The sequence below is a fragment of the Enterobacter sp. ODB01 genome (assembly GCF_001623605.1).
In the GTDB taxonomy this organism is placed as follows: Bacteria; Pseudomonadota; Gammaproteobacteria; order Enterobacterales; family Enterobacteriaceae; genus Enterobacter; species Enterobacter kobei.
Window position 1 is genome coordinate 945,366 of record NZ_CP015227.1, and the last position, 18,281, is coordinate 963,646.

An 18,281-nucleotide genomic window follows, 5' to 3' on the forward strand; every position below is an offset into this window, starting at 1 on the left:
TCAGATGAGCCAGAACGTATACCAGTTTATCGACCTGCAGCGTGTTGATCCGCCAAAGAAACCGCTGAAGATCCGTAAAATTGAATTTGTTGAGATTTACGAGCCGTTTTCAGAAGGCCAGGCCAAAGCGCAGGCAGACCGCTGCCTGTCCTGCGGTAACCCTTATTGCGAATGGAAATGCCCGGTCCATAACTACATCCCGAACTGGCTGAAGCTGGCCAACGAAGGGCGTATTTTTGAAGCCGCCGAACTCTCACACCAGACCAACACCCTGCCGGAAGTGTGCGGCCGTGTGTGTCCTCAGGACCGCCTGTGTGAAGGCTCCTGTACCCTGAACGACGAGTTTGGTGCGGTGACCATCGGTAACATTGAGCGCTACATCAATGATAAAGCGTTCGAGATGGGCTGGCGTCCGGATATGACCGGCGTGAAGCAAACCGATAAGCGCGTGGCGATCATCGGTGCGGGCCCGGCGGGCCTGGCCTGTGCGGACGTGCTGACCCGCAACGGCGTGAAGGCGGTGGTCTTTGACCGTCATCCGGAAATCGGTGGTCTGCTGACCTTTGGTATTCCGGCCTTTAAGCTGGAAAAAGAGGTCATGACCCGTCGCCGTGAAATCTTCACCGGCATGGGCATTGAGTTCAAACTGAATGTGGAAGTGGGCCGCGACGTGCAGCTCGACGATCTGCTGAAGGATTACGACGCGGTGTTCCTCGGCGTGGGCACCTATCAGTCCATGCGCGGCGGTCTGGAGAACGAAGATGCGCCGGGCGTGTTTGATGCCCTGCCGTTCCTGATTGCCAATACCAAGCAGATTATGGGCTACGGCGAAACCGCCGACGAGCCGTTCGTCAGCATGGAAGGCAAACGCGTGGTGGTGCTGGGCGGCGGTGATACCGCGATGGACTGCGTGCGTACCTCTATTCGTCAGAATGCGGCGCACGTCATCTGCGCCTACCGCCGTGACGAAGAGAACATGCCGGGCTCTAAACGCGAAGTGAAAAACGCGCGTGAAGAGGGCGTGGAATTCCAGTTCAACATCCAGCCTCTGGGTATTGAAGTGAATGCTAACGGCAAAGTGAGCGGCGTGAAGATGGCGCGCACGGAGATGGGTGCGCCGGATGCGAAAGGCCGTCGTCGTGCAGAGATTGTCGCAGGCTCTGAGCATGTGATCCCGGCTGATGCCGTGGTGATGGCGTTCGGTTTCCGTCCTCACAGCATGGAGTGGCTGGCGAAGCACAGCGTTGAGCTTGACTCTCAGGGTCGTATTATCGCCCCTGAAGGCAGCGATAACGCTTTCCAGACCAGCAACCCAAAAATCTTCGCGGGTGGCGATATCGTTCGCGGTTCTGACCTGGTGGTGACAGCCATTGCCGAAGGGCGTAAAGCGGCCGACGGGATTATGAACTACCTGGAAGTGTAAGAAAAAAGCCGGAGGGTATTTACCCTCCGGCTTTTTTTATGCGGTTTACAGCCATTGATTATCACCCTACCCCGCATGCAGATCCGCTTTTAAGGGGTGCCACGAAGAGAAGGGTTACTTCGTCAATAAACTCCAGGACAAATCACTTTCCAGCGTAGTTTGATCTGTCAGATGGCTGAACGCGCTATCGTTGAGAACCGGCGAGAGCGTTACGTTGAAACTCATCTGCTGGCCGGAAGGAACCTGGTTATTCTCAAGCGCAATCACCGCCTCGTTATTACGCAGGTAGAGAGGTGTCGGCGTACCGTTTTCAGGCGTAAAATTTAGCTGATCAACTGTTTTACCCACACTGTAACTTTTGCCATCAACGGTCATGTTGTCAATTTTGACCGCGACACCACCGGACTGCCCAAAAAGAAACCGCCCCTTATCTCCAGCTGTACCGCGCAGTAACACCGCCATCTGCTGAGTCTGAGGACAGAAAACGTTGACCGTGATGTCACGATCGGCCATTTTGTGCCAGTCCTGTTGCGTCGTTTCGATCGTATCCCGACGCATCTCGTGATAATCCACCACCGGCTGTGAGAGGCTGATCTGGCAGTCTTCAGCATGGGTTACCCCTGTCATACCGAGCATCAGCAAGGCTACTAAGCCCGATAAGTGTCGACTGTTCATCGGCAGACTCCGTTCACTTCTTCGTAGAAGGCATTTTCGTCACGCTTATCAGCCAGAGTGTAATCAATCTTACACAGTCGGTTATTGTTACCGTCTAGCGCGTAGAGGGCGCTCAGCTGATCGGCATCGTTAATAAAGACGTGGCCATCATCAACCGTGGTCACGATATAGTTACCTTTCTCATCAACAATCGAGATCCCTTTATTCAGGGGCTGACCGTTAGCCTGCTTTACGCTCAGCATGACGCGGCGGCTGTTGAGTACTTTGAAATCAATCTCGCTGACCGAAGCATGGCCTGCGGCGATATATTTCGTGCCGTTAGCAAGCGTCATACTCTGCGGCAGCTTGTTAGCATCAATTTCTATGCGGGAGTTATGCCATTCGTTGAGAGAAGGCACCACGGCCTGGCCCCATGGATCGGTCCAGACGGTGCCTTGCGGAGTGGAAATTTCAACGCCGCTCTTCTTCTCGCTCAGTCTGGCAATCGCGAAGGTATCCTGAATCGAATACGGCGAGAAAGTCACGCCCTCTTTATGCATGGCCACGCCACCCGACAATGTCGCACTGTAGTTCCGCTGATTATCACCACTGGTTCCGCCCCCCACGCTTAGCTGCGTATAGTGGAGGTTAGTGTTGATGTTGCCATTGAAGCTGTTGTCTTTGGTATCCTGATCGCGATCGGCTGAGATGTAATAGTGCGTATTGTCTCCCAGCGAGCCGCTGTTAGACACGCCATAGGTGGTGCTATCACCCTGTTTACGCATATAGGAACTGATCGACTGACTGCCACCGAGCGGGATGCTCACATTGACGTAGAACATCTCATTGTCCTGATCGTCATCGACATTACCGACCGCACTTTGCCAGTTCATGGACACTGACGCGTACGAAAAGGTCTTGCCCCAGGACAGCAGGAGATAACGTGAGTCATCCCTACCACCATTGGTCTGGTTGTAGTTGAACCCTGCGCTAAACACCCCCGCCAGAGGGGAGGAGAAACGAACGTTGCCAGAATAGGTATTGTCATATCCCTGATAATCGTCATCCATTGCGTCAGCAATTTCGCGGTACTCGCCGCTGTAATGCGTCGCACTGCCTGAAAGACCGACATACTGGTTCAGGATATAATCACTTTGCAGATCGGTTTTTACTCCGCTGCTGCTGTCACCAAAGCTTGCACTGCTGACTGCTGCGCCCGTTGAAAGAGTCCAGTCATCGTTTATCAGGAACTCTGTTCTGCCGCCTGCTGCCTGGTAGTTTTCCGCAGCTGCACCAGAAGCCAGGAGATTCATCCACGGTGAGATGCGCCAGCCGTCAGAAATGTTCATTACCAGCGGATCGCTATATTCGCTTTCGATGCTGCGCACCTGACCTACAGAAAGGGTCAGCCCCTGTGGGCGTGAAAGGTTGCGCGCCCTTACCTGAGACGCCGGGACAATAAACCGGTTAGTCGCACCATCGGACTCTACCACCGAGACGTCCAGATCCACATTGTTGCGAACCACGGGCACGTCATCCAGCGTGAAGGGGCCAGCAGGCACAAGGGTACTGAAGACCAACTGCCCGTTCTGGCGGACTTCTACACGTGCCTGGGAAGACTGGGCGATACCGGAAACACTCACGCCAGAGCTTGTTTTCGCCAGGCCGCTGGTCGGCATAAACTGCACGCCGGTAATCGGCACGCCGCTCAACACGTTAGACATGGCGTTGATTTCACCCACCTGCATCGTCATCTTCTGCGCGGCAAATACATGTTCTGCATAGGTGTAAATGCTTTCAGCATTTCGGCTACCGTTGTCATCCGTCAGGATATAACGGCTGCGCAGCGCCCAGTCCATCGTGTTGAATCCGGCTTCCAGGCTGGCCTGAGAGTAGCGGCTAGTGTCGTTGTCACCATAGTCGTTATGGGTACTGAACAATGAATAGTTCAGCAGCGCCGCCGTTCCGCCATGCTGAAAGTTTTTGATATCTGCTGACAGACTGTTCACCGCTTCAGCTGGCAGATAGAGTTCAACGGCTTCCTGGTTAGGCAAAGCGTTGATGATGGCTTTAGGATAGTTATCACGAATATCGTGACACGTCTCATCGGACTTTATTGGCACAGGCATCAGCCCGGCAAACTCCATGAGATCGTTGTCAAAGCAAAGCACGCCATCTTTGTTGAAACGAACTGCAGCCATTCCTCGCTCTTTCCCATTGACCTTCACCGAAACGGAGTGGGTTCCGGGTAAAAATCGCGGTGCTTCAGCGAAGTAATGGTTGAGATCTGTATTCAACCCCAGCGTTTGCATAATCCCCGTATCGAAGGTGACTTCCCTCGCCAGGACGGATGTCGAATCAAGTAATACCAGAGGTAATGTGCCGCAAAGAATGGCGCGGACACAAAATGCAAGGCGGCTTTGTTTAATCACCGTCATATCCCTATTTATTTAATTCCGACGTAAAGCTCGGTACCTCAACGCCATAGCGGCTGGCCGGGAAAAACTTAACGCTGCTGTCACCGCTGACTTTCTTTTTCATATCAGCCGTTAGCGTTTCGCCAGGAAGAATGTAGGTTTTGGACAGAGTGGCACTCACACCTGAAGGCAGCAGCATTACGTTCTGCCCAAGACGGACCACATATTTGCTAGGGTTTTTCACGGTGACAGACGCGCCGTTTGAAGACCACTTAAGGAACTTCCAGGCATCAGTAACCACTCCCAGAGATGCCGGACGAATAAGCACGGGGATATCCTGGCGAATGTTTATACCGATCTTGATTTTTTTATCATCGTTTTTAGGTGGAATACCGTCGAACGTGACGCGTTTATAATGCTCAACGTCCAACGGTTGTTTATTCTGAAGAATAAAGCGCAACTGCTGCGTCTGACCTGGCTCAAGACGTACCACTGGCTGCGTCGCAATAAGCTTAAGACCGGTATCATCCGGCAGATCAACGACATTTGTATATAAAAGTGAAGGGTGCGAGTCGGTATTCTTGACGTTTATCGTTCCACTGTGCGTCGCTTCATCAATGATTAACAGACTGGTTTCAGGCACCATGCCTTCTGCATGTACAGCAACACTGGCAGACAATAATGTGGCAGTAATAAGTGTATTAATTAAAGTGAATTTTAAACCTTGCATAATAATATCTCCTTGAAAGCAACAACAGAACAGTCCATGTTTATCGCGCCGTTAAAAAGAGAGTAAATGCAGCGCATTTACTCTCCGGTAATTAAATAACATTTACTCGATTAAAAAGTCTTACAGATAACGCAGACTGATTGTTACCTGACCGTCAAGCTGGGTGTCATCAGTGATCGCCAGCGTGGTGGTATCCTGGATCGCCAGGGAGGTTACCAGTGGGAAGGTTGCAGTTTCGAACGCCAGAGGAGCCAAAGAGCCAACAGTCGCAACGGTGAAATCACGATAGTTGTCGCCCTGAGTAGAACCGTTGCTGCTCTTAGTCCATACACCTGCAGAGCCCTGCTGGTAAATTGGATCAACAGTAGCACCATCAGCCACTACGCTGTCAGTTTTAACAAACATTGAATAAGAACCGATGCTTACTGGTGTTGCACCTGTAGTTTTACCGACACCATAAAGCTGGCTTTCAGAAGTCTGAGAATCCCCACCAAACATGCCATTCTCAACTTCGAGTTTCGCGTTTGAATCTTTGCGATCGTCAACCATGTTCCAGGAGACTTTCGTTGCCGCGGTGCAATTAATGGTCAGGTCGATATTTTTCTGACCCAGCTGGTTAACCGCTGTAGCACTCAAATTGCCCAGATTAATTGTACCGTAGTCAACGGTACCACCATTACTTAATGTTGGCGTACATGCTGCATTTGTCAGCGTACCCTTAACCTTCAGAACAGCGGTAGGGTTAGCAGCAAATGCTGATGTTACACACAGAGAAAGGGCGGTAGCGAGTAATACTTTTTTCACTTGTTAATCCTTAACATACGAGAAATTGCAATATTAAATCACGTAATGGTAAATGCCTTTACCGATTACTGATTGTAGTCATGCTTGTCAGCATGCGCCCATAATATTATTTTTATAAATACATGCAATTTAGCAAAATTAATTTTGATATTAAGAATATCAAAAAAATGATTATTTCCTTAATTTATTAAGGAATTACTCGTTTAAAAAGGAGATTAACATCAAAAAAATAATATTACCCAAAATTTACCTTTACTTTTATCACTGTTTTGATATTGGCTTAAATCACAATAATTCACAGGAATTATAAATCCATTTAATTATTAACCAAGTGATGAAGAATCAAGAGGTATAAACAATGCTTGTTTATACCTATCGTCACGATTATTTGAAATAAGAATAAAAAAAAGCCAGTGATATCACTGGCTTTTAATAAACAGGCCGCAAGCGGATTTATTTCACTACGCGTAGTGCTGGACGACCACCGCGCGGCGGCGGTGTGTCATCAGGATCGTCGTCGTCGTGATGGTCGGGCTTATCGCCGTCGATCACCGACATGACCGTTTCACCTTCAGCGCCAGCTTCTTCATCGTCATTGACGTGAATTGCGTCTTCGTCATACGCCGCTTCCGGCTCAAACATGGTGCCTGCACCGTTTTCACGCGCATAAATCGCCAGCACCGCAGCCAGCGGCACAGAAACCTGACGCGGTACACCGCCGAAACGCGCGTTAAAGCGCACTTCGTCGTTGGCCAGTTCGAGGTTACCCACCGCGCGTGGCGCGATGTTCAGTACGATTTGTCCGTCGCGTGCATATTCCATTGGAACCAGCACGCCCGGCAACGTCACATCCACAACCAGGTGCGGCGTGAGCTGGTTATCCAGCAGCCATTCATAGAAGGCGCGCAGCAGATACGGACGGCGTGGGGTCAGTTGTGACATTTCCACAGTCATTAGCCTCGGCCGAGACGCATTTCACGTTCCGGTTCAGTTAAAGATGCCAGGAAAGAGTCGCGCTCAAATACGCGGGTCATATAGCCCTTCAGCTCTTTCGCGCCAGGACCGCTGAACTCTACGCCCAGGGTTGGCAAACGCCACAGCAGCGGCGCCAGGTAGCAATCCACCAGGCTGAACTCATCGCTCAGGAAGAAGGGTTTTTGACCAAATACAGGGGCAATGGCCAGCAGCTCTTCGCGCAGTTGCTTACGCGCTGCATCGGCTTCAGAAGCGGAACCGCTGGTGATGACGTTCATCAGCGAGTACCAGTCTTTTTCGATACGCTGCATGTACAGGCGGCTTTCACCACGCGCAACAGGGTAAACAGGCATCAGCGGCGGATGCGGGAAACGCTCATCCAGGTATTCCATAATGATACGGGATTCCCACAGGGTCAGCTCGCGATCCACCAGCGTCGGTACGCTTTGGCTCGGGTTGAGATCGATCAGATCCTGAGGCGGGTTATCCTTTTCCACATGCTCGATCTCAAAACTGACACCTTTCTCGGCCAGCACGATACGAACCTGATGGCTATAAATGTCAGTAGGACCAGAAAACAGCGTCATTACCGAACGTTTGTTGGCAGCGACAGCCATGAAAACCTCCAGGTATATTCAGAATTTTTACTGCTACCGGCCCAACAGGGGCCAGCAAGATGTTGTATCGCCCATCCCAGAGAAGACACATTGTTCAGGAATCGAACAAAAATCGAGTATTCACCGACATTTGGGCAGAAAATTGGATGATAGTTTACCAGATTTTGATGGCTTTGTGGTGAGGGGATTCTGGAAAAGAGGAAAAAGAGAAGATATATGCATGGATATTGTGGATAACCTGCGCATTATCCATAAAAAAACCCGCCGAAGCGGGTTTTTCGCCAATCGTTCTGCGTAAGCAGAATGGATTAACGTTTGGAGAACTGTGGACGACGACGTGCTTTACGCAGACCCACTTTCTTACGTTCAACCTGACGAGCGTCACGAGTAACGAAGCCAGCTTTACGCAGTTCAGAACGCAGGGATTCGTCGTACTCCATCAGAGCGCGGGTGATACCGTGACGGATCGCACCAGCCTGACCGGAGATACCACCACCTTTAACGGTGATGTACAGATCCAGTTTTTCTACCATGTCAACCAGTTCCAGCGGCTGGCGAACTACCATGCGGGCAGTTTCGCGACCGAAGTATTGTTCCAGAGAACGCTGGTTGATTACGATTTTACCACTGCCCGGTTTGATGAAAACGCGAGCTGCGGAACTTTTGCGGCGACCAGTGCCGTAGTATTGATTTTCAGCCATTGCCTATAATCCCGATTAGATGTCAAGAACTTGCGGTTGCTGTGCCGCGTGGTTGTGCTCGTTGCCTGCGTAAACTTTCAGTTTACGGAACATAGCACGACCCAGCGGGCCTTTTGGCAGCATGCCTTTAACCGCGATTTCAATCACACGCTCAGGACGGCGAGCAATCATCTCTTCAAAGGTCGCTTCTTTGATACCACCGATGTGGCCGGTGTGGTGGTAGTACATTTTGTCAGTACGCTTGTTGCCGGTTACAGCAACTTTATCAGCGTTCAGAACGATGATGTAATCACCGGTATCAACGTGCGGAGTGTATTCCGCTTTATGCTTACCGCGCAGGCGACGAGCCAGTTCAGTAGCCAGACGGCCCAGAGTTTTACCGGTCGCGTCAACAACATACCAGTCGCGCTGTACGGTTTCTGGTTTAGCTGTAAAAGTTTTCATTAAAAGCTTACCCAAATAATAAGTTACACGTTGGTGAACACCCAAACGTTTAGTCAGTTGAGGTTCACACGACAAAGTCCGGCAAACCTACCCCTTCGAATAGCACATGCCGACACATAGAAAGTTTCGGGAAAAAAACCTTCTCGTAACGTGGGGTCGCAAGATTATAGAGAAGTTGAGGTCAAAGATCGACCCTTAAATGTGATTTGGAATGGGTTTTTCGGGGGTTAAGTATTGTGCGGTCTGGTGCCCTCACCCCCGGCCCCTCTCCCACAGGGAGAGAGGAGCATTTACCTCACCCCCAGCCCCTCTCCACGGGAGAGGGTGGCATTTATGGCATATGCTCCCGCTTCAGGTATTCCTCGCTCTGCATCTCCTGCAGCCGCGACAGGCAGCGCTGGAACTCAAACTTAAGGCGCTCGCCCTGGTAGATCTTATATAAAGGTACCTCGGCGCTGACCACCAGCTTAACGTGGCGCTCATAAAACTCGTCCACCAGGGCAATGAAGCGTCGCGCTTCACTTTCCATCAGTTTCGTCATCACCGGCACATCCAGTACCATCACGGTGTGGAAGAGACGCGAAAGCGCAATGTAGTCGTGCTGACTACGGGCATCCACGCAGAGCGTCGTAAAGGAGACCGCCAGCGTTTGGTTTTCGACGCCGAGCGTTGGCAGCGGGCGATGGTTTATCTCCAGCGTCGGTGCATGTTCACGTTTTGTGCCCGCCAGCGCCAGCCACAGTTTATCCATCTCGCGGGTAGTCTCCGCATTGAGCGGCGAAAGCCACAAATGGGCCTGGGTCAGCGTGCGTAACCGGTAATCCACCCCGGCATCCACGTTCATGATGTCGCAGTGTTGCTTAATAGCATCAATAGCGGGCAAGAAGCGCGCCCGTTGCAGGCCGTTGCGATAGAGCTCGTCGGGCGGAATATTCGAAGTCGCCACCAGCGTGATCCCTCGGGCGAACAGGGCTTTCATCAGGCCGCCTAGCAGCATGGCGTCGGTGATGTCAGACACAAAAAACTCATCGAAGCAGAGCACGTCTGTTTCCGCCTTGAATCTGTCGGCCACAATCTCCAGCGGATCGCTTTTGCCCTGCAGCGCGGTCAGTTCCTCATGCACCCGCAGCATAAAACGGTGAAAGTGCAGACGCTGCTTACGTGCGCCAGGCAGGCTGAGATAGAACAGGTCCATCAGCCAGGTTTTTCCGCGCCCGACCCCGCCCCACATATATAAACCACGCACCGGAGCCTGAGTCTGTGGCGTTTTTTTACCGAGCAATCGTCCAAATGCCGCTTTTAGCCCACTGCTCTGATCAACGTCAGCGGGTTTTGCCGTGAGTTCCTGATAAATCATCTCCAGGCGGTTTACCGCCTCACGTTGAACATCATCTGGTTGGTGCGTGCCCTCGTTAAGGGCCTGTTGATATCGCGACGCAGGGGACAGGTTTTGCATAATCTTATTGTTATTCCTTCAATTAACGCTCACCAGCAGGCGTGACTGATGAAAAAAAGGCCGTTCTACACTACGCGATGATACGTCAGGATTCCACTTCTGCGGAAATAGCGGTTATAGTGGCATTATCAGGCACAGGCAGGAGCCGAGCCAACACCCTACGGAACAACAAGACAACGGGAGAAGTTCATGACCTGGGAATATGCGCTAATCGGTTTAGTCGTCGGCATCGTGATCGGTGCTGTGGCCATGCGTTTCGGTAACCGCAAATTGCGTCAGCAGCAGTCACTGCAGTACGAACTGGAAAAGAACAAAGCAGAGCTGGAAGAGTATCGCGAAGAGCTGGTTAGCCACTTTGCCCGTAGCGCTGAGCTGCTGGACAATATGGCAACCGACTACCGTCAGCTGTATCAGCATATGGCGAAGAGCTCCAGCAGCCTGCTGCCGGAAATGACCGCGGAAACGAACCCGTTCCGCAACCGTCTGGCAGACTCGGAGGCCGGTAACGATCAGGCTCCGGTTCAGATGCCTCGTGACTATTCTGACGGCGCATCCGGTCTGCTACGCGGTGGCGCAAAACGCGATTAATCGCACAACCTGAATATATTTTACGGGCGCATCCCTTGCGCCCGTCCTTTCTTCCCGTCCCCAGCTATTATTTAGTCAAACGCCTCATTGTTCAGCGGTATAAAATTCAATAACATCATTATGATTTTGGGCCGTTCTTCTTTCATTCCAGGATACGAGAGTCAGCATCAATGAAGAAAAAAAACCAGCTGTTGAGCGCTTTAGCGTTAAGTGTCGGGTTATCCCTCTCGGCGTCCTTCCCTGCCAGTGCGGCGTTGCCCTCACAGGTGCCGGGACAAGCAGCCATTCCAAGCCTCGCGCCGATGCTGGAAAAAGTGTTGCCTGCGGTTGTCAGCGTGCAGGTTGAAGGCACGGCAGTACAAAGCCAGCGCGTACCGGAAGAACTGAAAAAATATTTTGGCGATGAGGGCCCTGACCAGCAGGCACAACCCTTTGAAGGTCTGGGTTCCGGCGTCATTATTGATGCGGCCAAAGGCTATATCCTGACCAACAATCATGTCATCAGCCAGGCCGATAAAATCAGCGTACAGCTGAACGATGGTCGCGAATTTGACGCCAAACTGATTGGCGGCGATGACCAGAGTGACATCGCACTGCTGCAGGTACAAAACCCGAGCAACCTGACCCAGATTGCCATTGCGGATTCCGACAAACTCCGCGTCGGTGATTTTGCCGTTGCCGTGGGCAACCCCTTTGGTTTAGGACAAACCGCCACCTCCGGCATTATCTCTGCGCTGGGACGTAGCGGCCTGAATCTGGAAGGTCTGGAAAACTTTATCCAGACCGATGCCTCGATCAACCGCGGGAACTCCGGCGGGGCGTTGCTCAACCTTAACGGTGAGCTGATTGGGATTAACACAGCGATACTGGCGCCGGGCGGCGGCAGTATCGGGATCGGCTTTGCTATCCCGAGCAATATGGCCAAAACGCTGGCACAGCAGCTTATCCAGTTTGGCGAAGTCAAACGCGGGCTGTTGGGTATCAAAGGCATGGAGATGAGTGCGGATATTGCGAAGGCGTTCAATATTAACGTGCAGCGTGGTGCTTTTGTCAGCGAAGTGCTGCCAAACTCCGGCTCGGCAAAAGCAGGCATCAAATCAGGCGATGTAATCGTCAGCCTCAACGATAAGCCATTGAGCAGCTTTGCTGAATTGCGCTCGCGTATTGCCACGACTGAGCCCGGTGCGAAGGTGAAACTCGGTCTGATCCGTGACGGTAAGCCGTTGAACGTCGAAGTGACGCTGGATAAGAGTACCTCGTCATCGGCCAGCGCGGAGCTTATCGCCCCTGCGCTGCAAGGGGCAACGTTGAGCGACGGGCAACTGAAAGACGGTACGAAAGGCATTCGCATCGACACCGTTGAGAAGAGCAGCCCTGCCGCGCAGGCCGGATTGCATCAGGAAGACGTCATCATTGGCGTAAACCGTAATCGCGTGCAATCCATCGCTGAACTTCGCAAAGTGCTGGAGAGCAAGCCGGCGGTCATTGCCCTGCAGGTGATGCGCGGCAATGAGTCCATCTACATTCTGTTGCGCTAAGCATTTGCTATCCCGGACATCACCGCTGCGTGTGATGTCCGGATAACTCATGTTATGCTGCAAATCGTTCCTTTTATCACGACACGCGCATCATGCTTTCAAAGCTCTTACGTTCCATTGTTATCGGTTTGATTGTCGCTGGCCTGCTGCTGCTGGCGATGCCGTCTTTGCGTCAGTTCAATAAACTGTCCGCTCCCCAGTTCGACAGCGCGGATGAAACGCCAGCAACCTATAACACGGCCGTTCGCCGTGCCGCCCCTGCCGTGGTTAACGTTTATAACCGCGGCCTCAATAGCTCGGCCCATAACCAGCTTGAGATCCGCACGCTGGGCTCCGGGGTGATTATGGACGAGCGCGGCTACATTATTACCAACAAACATGTGATCAACGATGCCGACCAAATCATCGTTGCCCTGCAGGATGGCCGCGTGTTTGAAGCATTGCTGGTGGGTTCTGACAGCCTGACCGACCTTGCCGTGCTCAAAATCAATGCCACCGGGGGTTTGCCGGTCATTCCGATTAACCGCAAACGCACGCCACACATTGGCGATGTGGTCCTGGCTATCGGTAACCCTTACAACCTCGGCCAGACGATCACGCAGGGGATTATCAGCGCAACCGGTCGAATTGGCCTTAACCCGTCAGGGCGGCAGAATTTCCTGCAAACCGATGCGTCAATCAACCACGGTAACTCGGGTGGCGCGCTGGTTAACTCGCTGGGCGAACTGATGGGCATCAATACCCTCTCGTTCGATAAGAGCAACGACGGCGAGACGCCGGAGGGGATCGGCTTTGCTATTCCCTTCCAGCTGGCGACCAAGATTATGGATAAGCTGATTCGCGACGGGCGCGTCATCCGCGGCTATATCGGCATTGGCGGGCGCGAAATTGCACCGATGCATACCCAGGGCGGCGGTATCGATCAGATTCAGGGCATTGTGGTCAACGAGGTATCGCCTGGCGGTCCGGCGGCTAACGCGGGGATTCAGGTGAATGATGTCATTGTCTCGGTTAACGGCACACCGGCCGTCTCTGCCCTGGAGACGATGGACCAGGTGGCAGAAATTCGTCCGGGTTCGATCATCCCTGTTGAAGTCATGCGTAACGATAAAAAACTGACGCTGCATGTGACGGTTCAGGAATATCCGGCAACAAACTGACAGCCATAAAAAAACCGAAGCCAGTCAGTGCTTCGGTTTTTTTTTGCCGGGTGGCGCTAACGCTTACCCGGCCTACGGCAGTTGGCTCGTTTTACTTATTAACGAATTCTTCGCCCAGCGTGATATCTTTCTTCAGCGTATCCAGCATGCCTTCCATCGCGTTTTGCTCAAACGCGCTCAGCGTACCGATAGACTTACGTTCTTCAATACCATTTTTACCCAGCAGCAGCGGCTGAGAGAAGAAGCGGGCATGTTCGCCATCGCCTTCAACGTAAGCGCATTCAACAACGCCTTTTTCGCCCTGCAGAGCGCGAACCAGTGACAGACCGAAACGTGCCGCCGCCTGGCCCATAGACAGCGTTGCAGAACCGCCACCCGCCTTCGCTTCCACCACTTCGGTGCCCGCGTTCTGGATACGTTTGGTCAGGTCAGCCACTTCCTGCTCGGTGAAGCTCACGCCTGGGATCTGCGACAGCAGAGGCAGAATGGTGACACCAGAGTGACCGCCAATGACAGGCACTTCCACTTCTGTTGGCTGTTTGCCTTTCAGCTCAGCAACAAAGGTATTGGAACGGATGATATCCAGCGTGGTCACGCCGAACAGTTTGTTTTTATCGTAAACACCGGCTTTCTTCAGCACTTCTGCCGCGATAGCGACGGTCGTGTTCACTGGGTTAGTGATGATGCCGATGCACGCTTTCGGGCAGACTTCAGCGATCTGCTGCACCAGGTTTTTCACGATGCCCGCGTTGACGTTGAACAGGTCTGAACGATCCATGCCTGGCTTACGCGCCACGCCTGCAGAAATCAGCACCACGTCAGCACCCTGCAGTGCAGGACGCGCATCTTCACCGGAGAAGCCTTTGATTTTTACAGCTGTCGGGATGTGGCTCAGGTCAACCGCCACACCTGGGGTTACCGGAGCAATATCGTACAGGGAGAGTTCTGAGCCTGAAGGCAGTTGGGTTTTCAGTAGTAGGGCAAGCGCCTGGCCGATACCACCAGCAGCGCCGAGGACTGCGACTTTCATCCTAAACTCCTTATTATGGTTAACTTAAGTATCTGTAAATCCGTTGCCGCGACCTTAATTCAGCAAGTCTTTAATTACAATTTTCGAAGCTAAAGAATTTGAGGTCACGCGTCTTTATCTCTCATCAGAAGGCTATCTGACGACAGAAGGCAACGCATTAAGAGGGGGTTACAATACACCCTGCCCCGCCACCAAAACAACATCATTTTGATAACATTTAATTTACTTTTAAGCTTATTTGCGTGGCGTGACCCAGGCATGTTTTCTGATAACGAAATCTGATAAAATCACTCCCTTTCATAACATTATTTCAGCCTTGCGCTGAGTAGATAATTTGCATAAAAATTCATCCACATGCATAATAATGTTGTTTCTTTCGTCATATTCCGGGTGACTTATGCGAAGCTCGTCTAAGCAAGAAGAATTAGTAAAGGCGTTTAAAGCGCTACTCAAAGAAGAGAAATTCAGTTCTCAGGGAGAAATTGTTCAGGCGCTGCAGGAACAAGGTTTCGATAACATCAATCAGTCGAAAGTCTCCCGCATGTTAACTAAGTTTGGCGCGGTACGTACCCGTAACGCGAAGATGGAGATGGTCTATTGCCTGCCGGCTGAACTTGGCGTGCCGACCACTTCCAGCCCCCTCAAAAATCTGGTTCTGGATATCGACTATAACGACGCCGTGGTGGTGATCCACACAAGCCCTGGTGCCGCACAGCTGATTGCCCGCATGCTGGACTCGTTAGGTAAAACGGAGGGCATCCTGGGTACCATCGCAGGCGACGACACCATTTTTACCACCCCGGCCAGCGGTTTCTCCGTAAAAGATCTCCACGAAGCGATTCTGGTTCTGTTCGAACAGGAACTGTAATCCTCTCTCCCCGTAGCGCTGCTACGGGGAACATCCTGCTCCAGCCTCGTTTTCCCCTGCATTCCACTGCCTCTGGTTTTAACAAATAGTGCTTTTTACCACCTATTAACATTCATCTGGTGAATGATAAATCAAAAAATCGCACAAAAAATCAAAAGCAGATATCCATATGATTTGCTTAGATTAAAACACACTTAAAGCTCAAAAATCACTCAATATTATGCATTTTGGTTATAAAAAACGGTGTGTTTAACACGTAATAACACAGGAAACCATTAGTCTGGTATTAATTTTTACCGTTATTAGTGTATACTTGATTTTGTGATGAGGGTCACGAAACAAGACCCCACTAAAAAATTCGACGAGGTAAGAATCATGAAAATCAAAACTACTGTAGCGGCGCTGAGCGTCCTGTCTGTCCTGTCCTTCGGTGCTTTCGCGGCTGACGCTATTAATGCTGACCAGGCACAATCCCGTGAGGCAATCGGTACGGTTTCGGTCGGTGCAGTCGGCACGTCGCCAATGGACATGCATGAAATGCTGAACAAAAAAGCGGAAGAAAAAGGTGCATCATCTTATCGCATCATCGAAGCGCGTTCCGGTGACCACTGGCACGCAACCGCAGAGCTGTACAAATAAGTTTTAGTTATCACTGAAGATGTAATTCTCCACTCAACGGCACCAGGCATAAAAATAGCGGTTCAACCCTTCTCGCCGTTGAGCAAAAACCTTTTCCAGGAGTAAAGACTATGAAAACCAAATTGATCATCGCAACCCTCGGTCTGGCATCCGTTCTCTCTTTCGGCGCAAGCGCAGCCGTACAGCAAGTGAATGCCGACCAGGCACAAAATCTGCAGCGTATGGGCAGCGTATCCGTCACGTCGGTCACCGGCTCACCGATGGATATCCGTCAGGAACTTGCCGCCAAAGCTGAAAAAGCAGGCGCCAGCAGCTATCGCGTCACCGAACTGAATCAGGGTGACCACTGGCATGCCACGGCAGAACTGTATAAATAAACCCTCGTCGTATCTCATCATACGACTTGCCCCTGGCCTGATGGTCAGGGGCTTTTTTATGGCTTGCTCAGTGGCGAGCATTGAAACGCAGTTGTCCTTCCAGCTCTTCTTCCGCTTCATCGAACAGTAATATCAGCGCCCCGAAACGTCTGCGCAGCTTATCGGGCAGATGGATAAACTCTATTTCCAGCGGTAGCGGCAACAGACTGCCGGTTACCACATCCCACAGCGTATCCAGGTTCGTCACGCTTTGTTGTTCAAGATCAAACACCCGTGTAAATTCCCGGTAGAAGTCTTCCTGACTGTCTATCTCATCAAAATCAAAGGTATAGGTTTTCATTACCAGCCACCAGTCCAGGCGAGCGGCAGATGCCGCTCCATCTATTATAATCCCCCGATATGCAGGGTTTTAACTTCCAGATACTCTTCCAGCCCCAGCACCGATCCCTCACGCCCCAGGCCGGATTCTTTTACGCCGCCAAAGGGCCCCAGCTCTGTGGAGACGGCGCACTCGTTAATCCCAATCATTCCGCTTTCAATTGCCTGTGAAACGCGGAAGACCCGCGAGAGATTCTGTGTATAGAAGTACGCCGCCAGACCATAAGGCGTGTTGTTGGCACGCTGGATGACTTCATCTTCTGAAGTGAAACGGAAGCACGCCGCGACCGGGCCAAACGTCTCCTCTTCTGCCAGCTTCATCCCTTCATGACAGTCCCCCAGTACGGTTGGCATCCAGAAATTGCCGCCAAGGGAATGAGGTTTACCGCCCGCCAGCACGGTTGCGCCACGCGCAACAGCGTCGTCAACATGTTCACGTACCTTGTCGACCGCTGCGCCTTCAATCAACGGCCCGACGACGACGCCGTCCTCAAGACCATTTCCCACCTTCAGCGCATTCACTGCATCAGCAAGTTTATTCACGAATTTGTCGTAGACGGTTTCCTGAATATAGAAGCGGTTCACGCTGACGCACACCTGCCCGGCATTGCGAAACTTATTGGCGATCGCGCCTTTCACAGCCGCGTCGATGTCTGCATCCTCAAAGACGATGTACGGAGCATTTCCCCCCAGCTCCATCGAGACTTTTTTCATGGTTTCTGCGGCGTTACGCACCAGCGTTTTGCCAACCGATGTCGAGCCGGTGAAGGAGATTTTTCGCACGTCCCGGCTGGCCATAATCGCGTCGCTGATTTCGTGCGTATTCCCGGCGACCGCGTTGAGTACCCCATCCGGTACGCCGGCCTGTTTTGCCAGCGTCAGCAGCGCAAAAGCGCTGAGCGGCGTGTTATTGGCCGGTTTGATTACCCCGGTGCATCCGGCTGCCAGCGCCGGGCCTAACTTGCGGGTGAGCATCGCCATCGGGAAGTTCCACGGCGTGATAGCCGCGACAACACCTATCGGTTCACGGGTCGCCAGAATGCGCGAGCCGGGTTTGATCGGCGGAATAATTTCACCGTTCGCACGCTTGGCCTCTTCGGCAAACCACTGGATAAAGCTGGCGGCGTACTCCACTTCACCTTCCGCTTCTTTCAGGGGCTTACCCTGTTCGGTGGTCATTAGCCGTCCGAGCCAGCTTTTATTCTCAATAATCAGTTCGTACCAGCGATAAAGAATGGCCGAACGCTCTTTCGCGGTTTTGGCGCGCCATGCAGGGAAGGCCTGGGTGGCGGCAGCAATTGCTGCTTCGGTCTCTGCTTTGCCGGCTTTCGCGACGCGGGCGATGACTTCCCCGGTAGCCGGGTTAAGCACATCAAACGTCGTATCCAGCGGTTTCCAGAGGCCGTTAACCAGATAGCCGGTCTGAAAAAGGGTATTGTCCTGAAGCGCCTGGGTCGTCATGTGTCCTCCCTTTCTGAATGT

Annotated in this window: 20 protein-coding genes; 8 read left to right on the plus strand and 12 right to left on the minus strand. The window is 52.0% G+C overall.

From position 1 onward, the window contains the following. Window positions 1-4 precede the first annotated feature (4 nt). Window positions 5-1,423 carry a glutamate synthase subunit GltD gene (gltD, locus tag A4308_RS04500; RefSeq protein WP_045134760.1) on the plus strand — a complete coding sequence of 473 codons (1,419 nt, stop codon included), beginning with the start codon at window positions 5-7 and terminating at the stop codon, window positions 1,421-1,423. 114 nt (window positions 1,424-1,537) lie between these two features. Here the strand turns inward: gltD and A4308_RS04505 are convergent, their stop codons facing one another. The 6 genes from A4308_RS04505 to sspA form a co-directional block, all read right to left on the minus strand. Further along, window positions 1,538-2,098 (minus strand): hypothetical protein, encoded by a 561-nt coding sequence (locus A4308_RS04505; protein WP_032635417.1) that lies wholly within the window; start codon window positions 2,096-2,098, stop codon window positions 1,538-1,540. Further along, window positions 2,095-4,515, minus strand: a complete 2,421-nt coding sequence (locus A4308_RS04510; RefSeq protein ID WP_045281403.1) for a fimbrial biogenesis usher protein — start codon at window positions 4,513-4,515, stop codon at window positions 2,095-2,097. Before A4308_RS04510 ends, A4308_RS04505 begins: the two co-directional genes overlap by 4 nt. Before the next feature lie 4 nt (window positions 4,516-4,519). Further along, the gene (locus A4308_RS04515; protein ID WP_045281402.1) at window positions 4,520-5,224 is read right to left on the minus strand and encodes a fimbria/pilus chaperone family protein; all 705 of its coding nucleotides are present in this window, start codon (window positions 5,222-5,224) and stop codon (window positions 4,520-4,522) included. Window positions 5,225-5,344: 120 nt separating this feature from the next. Next, the gene (locus A4308_RS04520; protein ID WP_059372552.1) at window positions 5,345-6,028 is read right to left on the minus strand and encodes a DUF1120 domain-containing protein; all 684 of its coding nucleotides are present in this window, start codon (window positions 6,026-6,028) and stop codon (window positions 5,345-5,347) included. A gap of 453 nt (window positions 6,029-6,481) precedes the next feature. Next, complete coding sequence (sspB, locus tag A4308_RS04525) at window positions 6,482-6,976, minus strand: ClpXP protease specificity-enhancing factor (RefSeq protein ID WP_014885417.1); 495 nt, start codon at window positions 6,974-6,976, stop codon at window positions 6,482-6,484. A gap of 5 nt (window positions 6,977-6,981) precedes the next feature. Continuing rightward, the gene (gene sspA / locus A4308_RS04530; RefSeq protein WP_014885418.1) at window positions 6,982-7,620 is read right to left on the minus strand and encodes a stringent starvation protein SspA; all 639 of its coding nucleotides are present in this window, start codon (window positions 7,618-7,620) and stop codon (window positions 6,982-6,984) included. Here sspA and A4308_RS22385 point away from each other — a divergent pair. Beyond that, window positions 7,619-7,918: a hypothetical protein gene (locus tag A4308_RS22385; RefSeq protein WP_137675620.1), complete on the plus strand. Its 300-nt coding sequence runs from the start codon at window positions 7,619-7,621 to the stop codon at window positions 7,916-7,918. The two genes, sspA and A4308_RS22385, sit on opposite strands and share 2 nt — an antisense overlap. Window positions 7,919-7,928: 10 nt before the next feature. Here the strand turns inward: A4308_RS22385 and rpsI are convergent, their stop codons facing one another. From rpsI to zapE, 3 genes are all read right to left on the minus strand, one after another. Continuing rightward, on the minus strand, window positions 7,929-8,321 hold the full coding sequence (gene rpsI / locus A4308_RS04545) for a 30S ribosomal protein S9 (protein WP_003860436.1): 393 nt from the start codon (window positions 8,319-8,321) through the stop codon (window positions 7,929-7,931). A gap of 15 nt (window positions 8,322-8,336) precedes the next feature. Next, the gene (rplM, locus tag A4308_RS04550) at window positions 8,337-8,765 is read right to left on the minus strand and encodes a 50S ribosomal protein L13 (RefSeq protein ID WP_003860434.1); all 429 of its coding nucleotides are present in this window, start codon (window positions 8,763-8,765) and stop codon (window positions 8,337-8,339) included. A gap of 331 nt (window positions 8,766-9,096) precedes the next feature. Continuing rightward, window positions 9,097-10,221: a cell division protein ZapE gene (gene zapE / locus A4308_RS04555; RefSeq protein WP_023331414.1), complete on the minus strand. Its 1,125-nt coding sequence runs from the start codon at window positions 10,219-10,221 to the stop codon at window positions 9,097-9,099. 189 nt (window positions 10,222-10,410) lie between these two features. On the opposite strand from zapE, the gene zapG reads away from it, so the two are divergent. The 3 genes from zapG (at window position 10,411) to degS (ending at window position 13,507) form a co-directional block, all read left to right on the plus strand. Beyond that, window positions 10,411-10,809 (plus strand): Z-ring associated protein ZapG, encoded by a 399-nt coding sequence (zapG, locus tag A4308_RS04560; RefSeq protein ID WP_010436126.1) that lies wholly within the window; start codon window positions 10,411-10,413, stop codon window positions 10,807-10,809. Between the two features lie 170 nt (window positions 10,810-10,979). Beyond that, window positions 10,980-12,347: a serine endoprotease DegQ gene (degQ, locus tag A4308_RS04565; protein WP_023331415.1), complete on the plus strand. Its 1,368-nt coding sequence runs from the start codon at window positions 10,980-10,982 to the stop codon at window positions 12,345-12,347. Between the two features lie 92 nt (window positions 12,348-12,439). Beyond that, window positions 12,440-13,507, plus strand: coding sequence for an outer membrane-stress sensor serine endopeptidase DegS (gene degS / locus A4308_RS04570; RefSeq protein ID WP_014885421.1), 1,068 nt, complete (start codon window positions 12,440-12,442; stop codon window positions 13,505-13,507). A gap of 91 nt (window positions 13,508-13,598) precedes the next feature. On the opposite strand, the gene mdh is transcribed toward degS, so the two are convergent. Then, a complete protein-coding gene (gene mdh, locus A4308_RS04575; protein WP_014885422.1) occupies window positions 13,599-14,537 on the minus strand; it encodes a malate dehydrogenase in 939 nt (312 codons plus the stop codon). Window positions 14,538-14,934: 397 nt separating this feature from the next. Between mdh and argR the strand changes: the two genes are divergently transcribed. From argR to yhcN (A4308_RS04590), 3 genes are all read left to right on the plus strand, one after another. After that, entirely contained in the window at window positions 14,935-15,405 is a 471-nt protein-coding gene (gene argR / locus A4308_RS04580) for a transcriptional regulator ArgR (protein WP_008502836.1), read from the plus strand. Between the two features lie 375 nt (window positions 15,406-15,780). Next, window positions 15,781-16,044, plus strand: coding sequence for a peroxide/acid stress response protein YhcN (gene yhcN, locus A4308_RS04585; RefSeq protein WP_014885423.1), 264 nt, complete (start codon window positions 15,781-15,783; stop codon window positions 16,042-16,044). A 110-nt stretch (window positions 16,045-16,154) separates the two neighbouring features. Beyond that, window positions 16,155-16,421 carry a peroxide/acid stress response protein YhcN gene (yhcN, locus tag A4308_RS04590; RefSeq protein ID WP_014885424.1) on the plus strand — a complete coding sequence of 89 codons (267 nt, stop codon included), beginning with the start codon at window positions 16,155-16,157 and terminating at the stop codon, window positions 16,419-16,421. A 67-nt stretch (window positions 16,422-16,488) separates the two neighbouring features. On the opposite strand, the gene A4308_RS04595 is transcribed toward yhcN (A4308_RS04590), so the two are convergent. Continuing rightward, window positions 16,489-16,761 carry a barstar family protein gene (locus A4308_RS04595; protein ID WP_045281399.1) on the minus strand — a complete coding sequence of 91 codons (273 nt, stop codon included), beginning with the start codon at window positions 16,759-16,761 and terminating at the stop codon, window positions 16,489-16,491. 44 nt (window positions 16,762-16,805) lie between these two features. Beyond that, window positions 16,806-18,260, minus strand: a complete 1,455-nt coding sequence (locus A4308_RS04600; RefSeq protein ID WP_023337864.1) for an NAD-dependent succinate-semialdehyde dehydrogenase — start codon at window positions 18,258-18,260, stop codon at window positions 16,806-16,808. Between the last annotated feature and the right edge of the window lie 21 nt (window positions 18,261-18,281).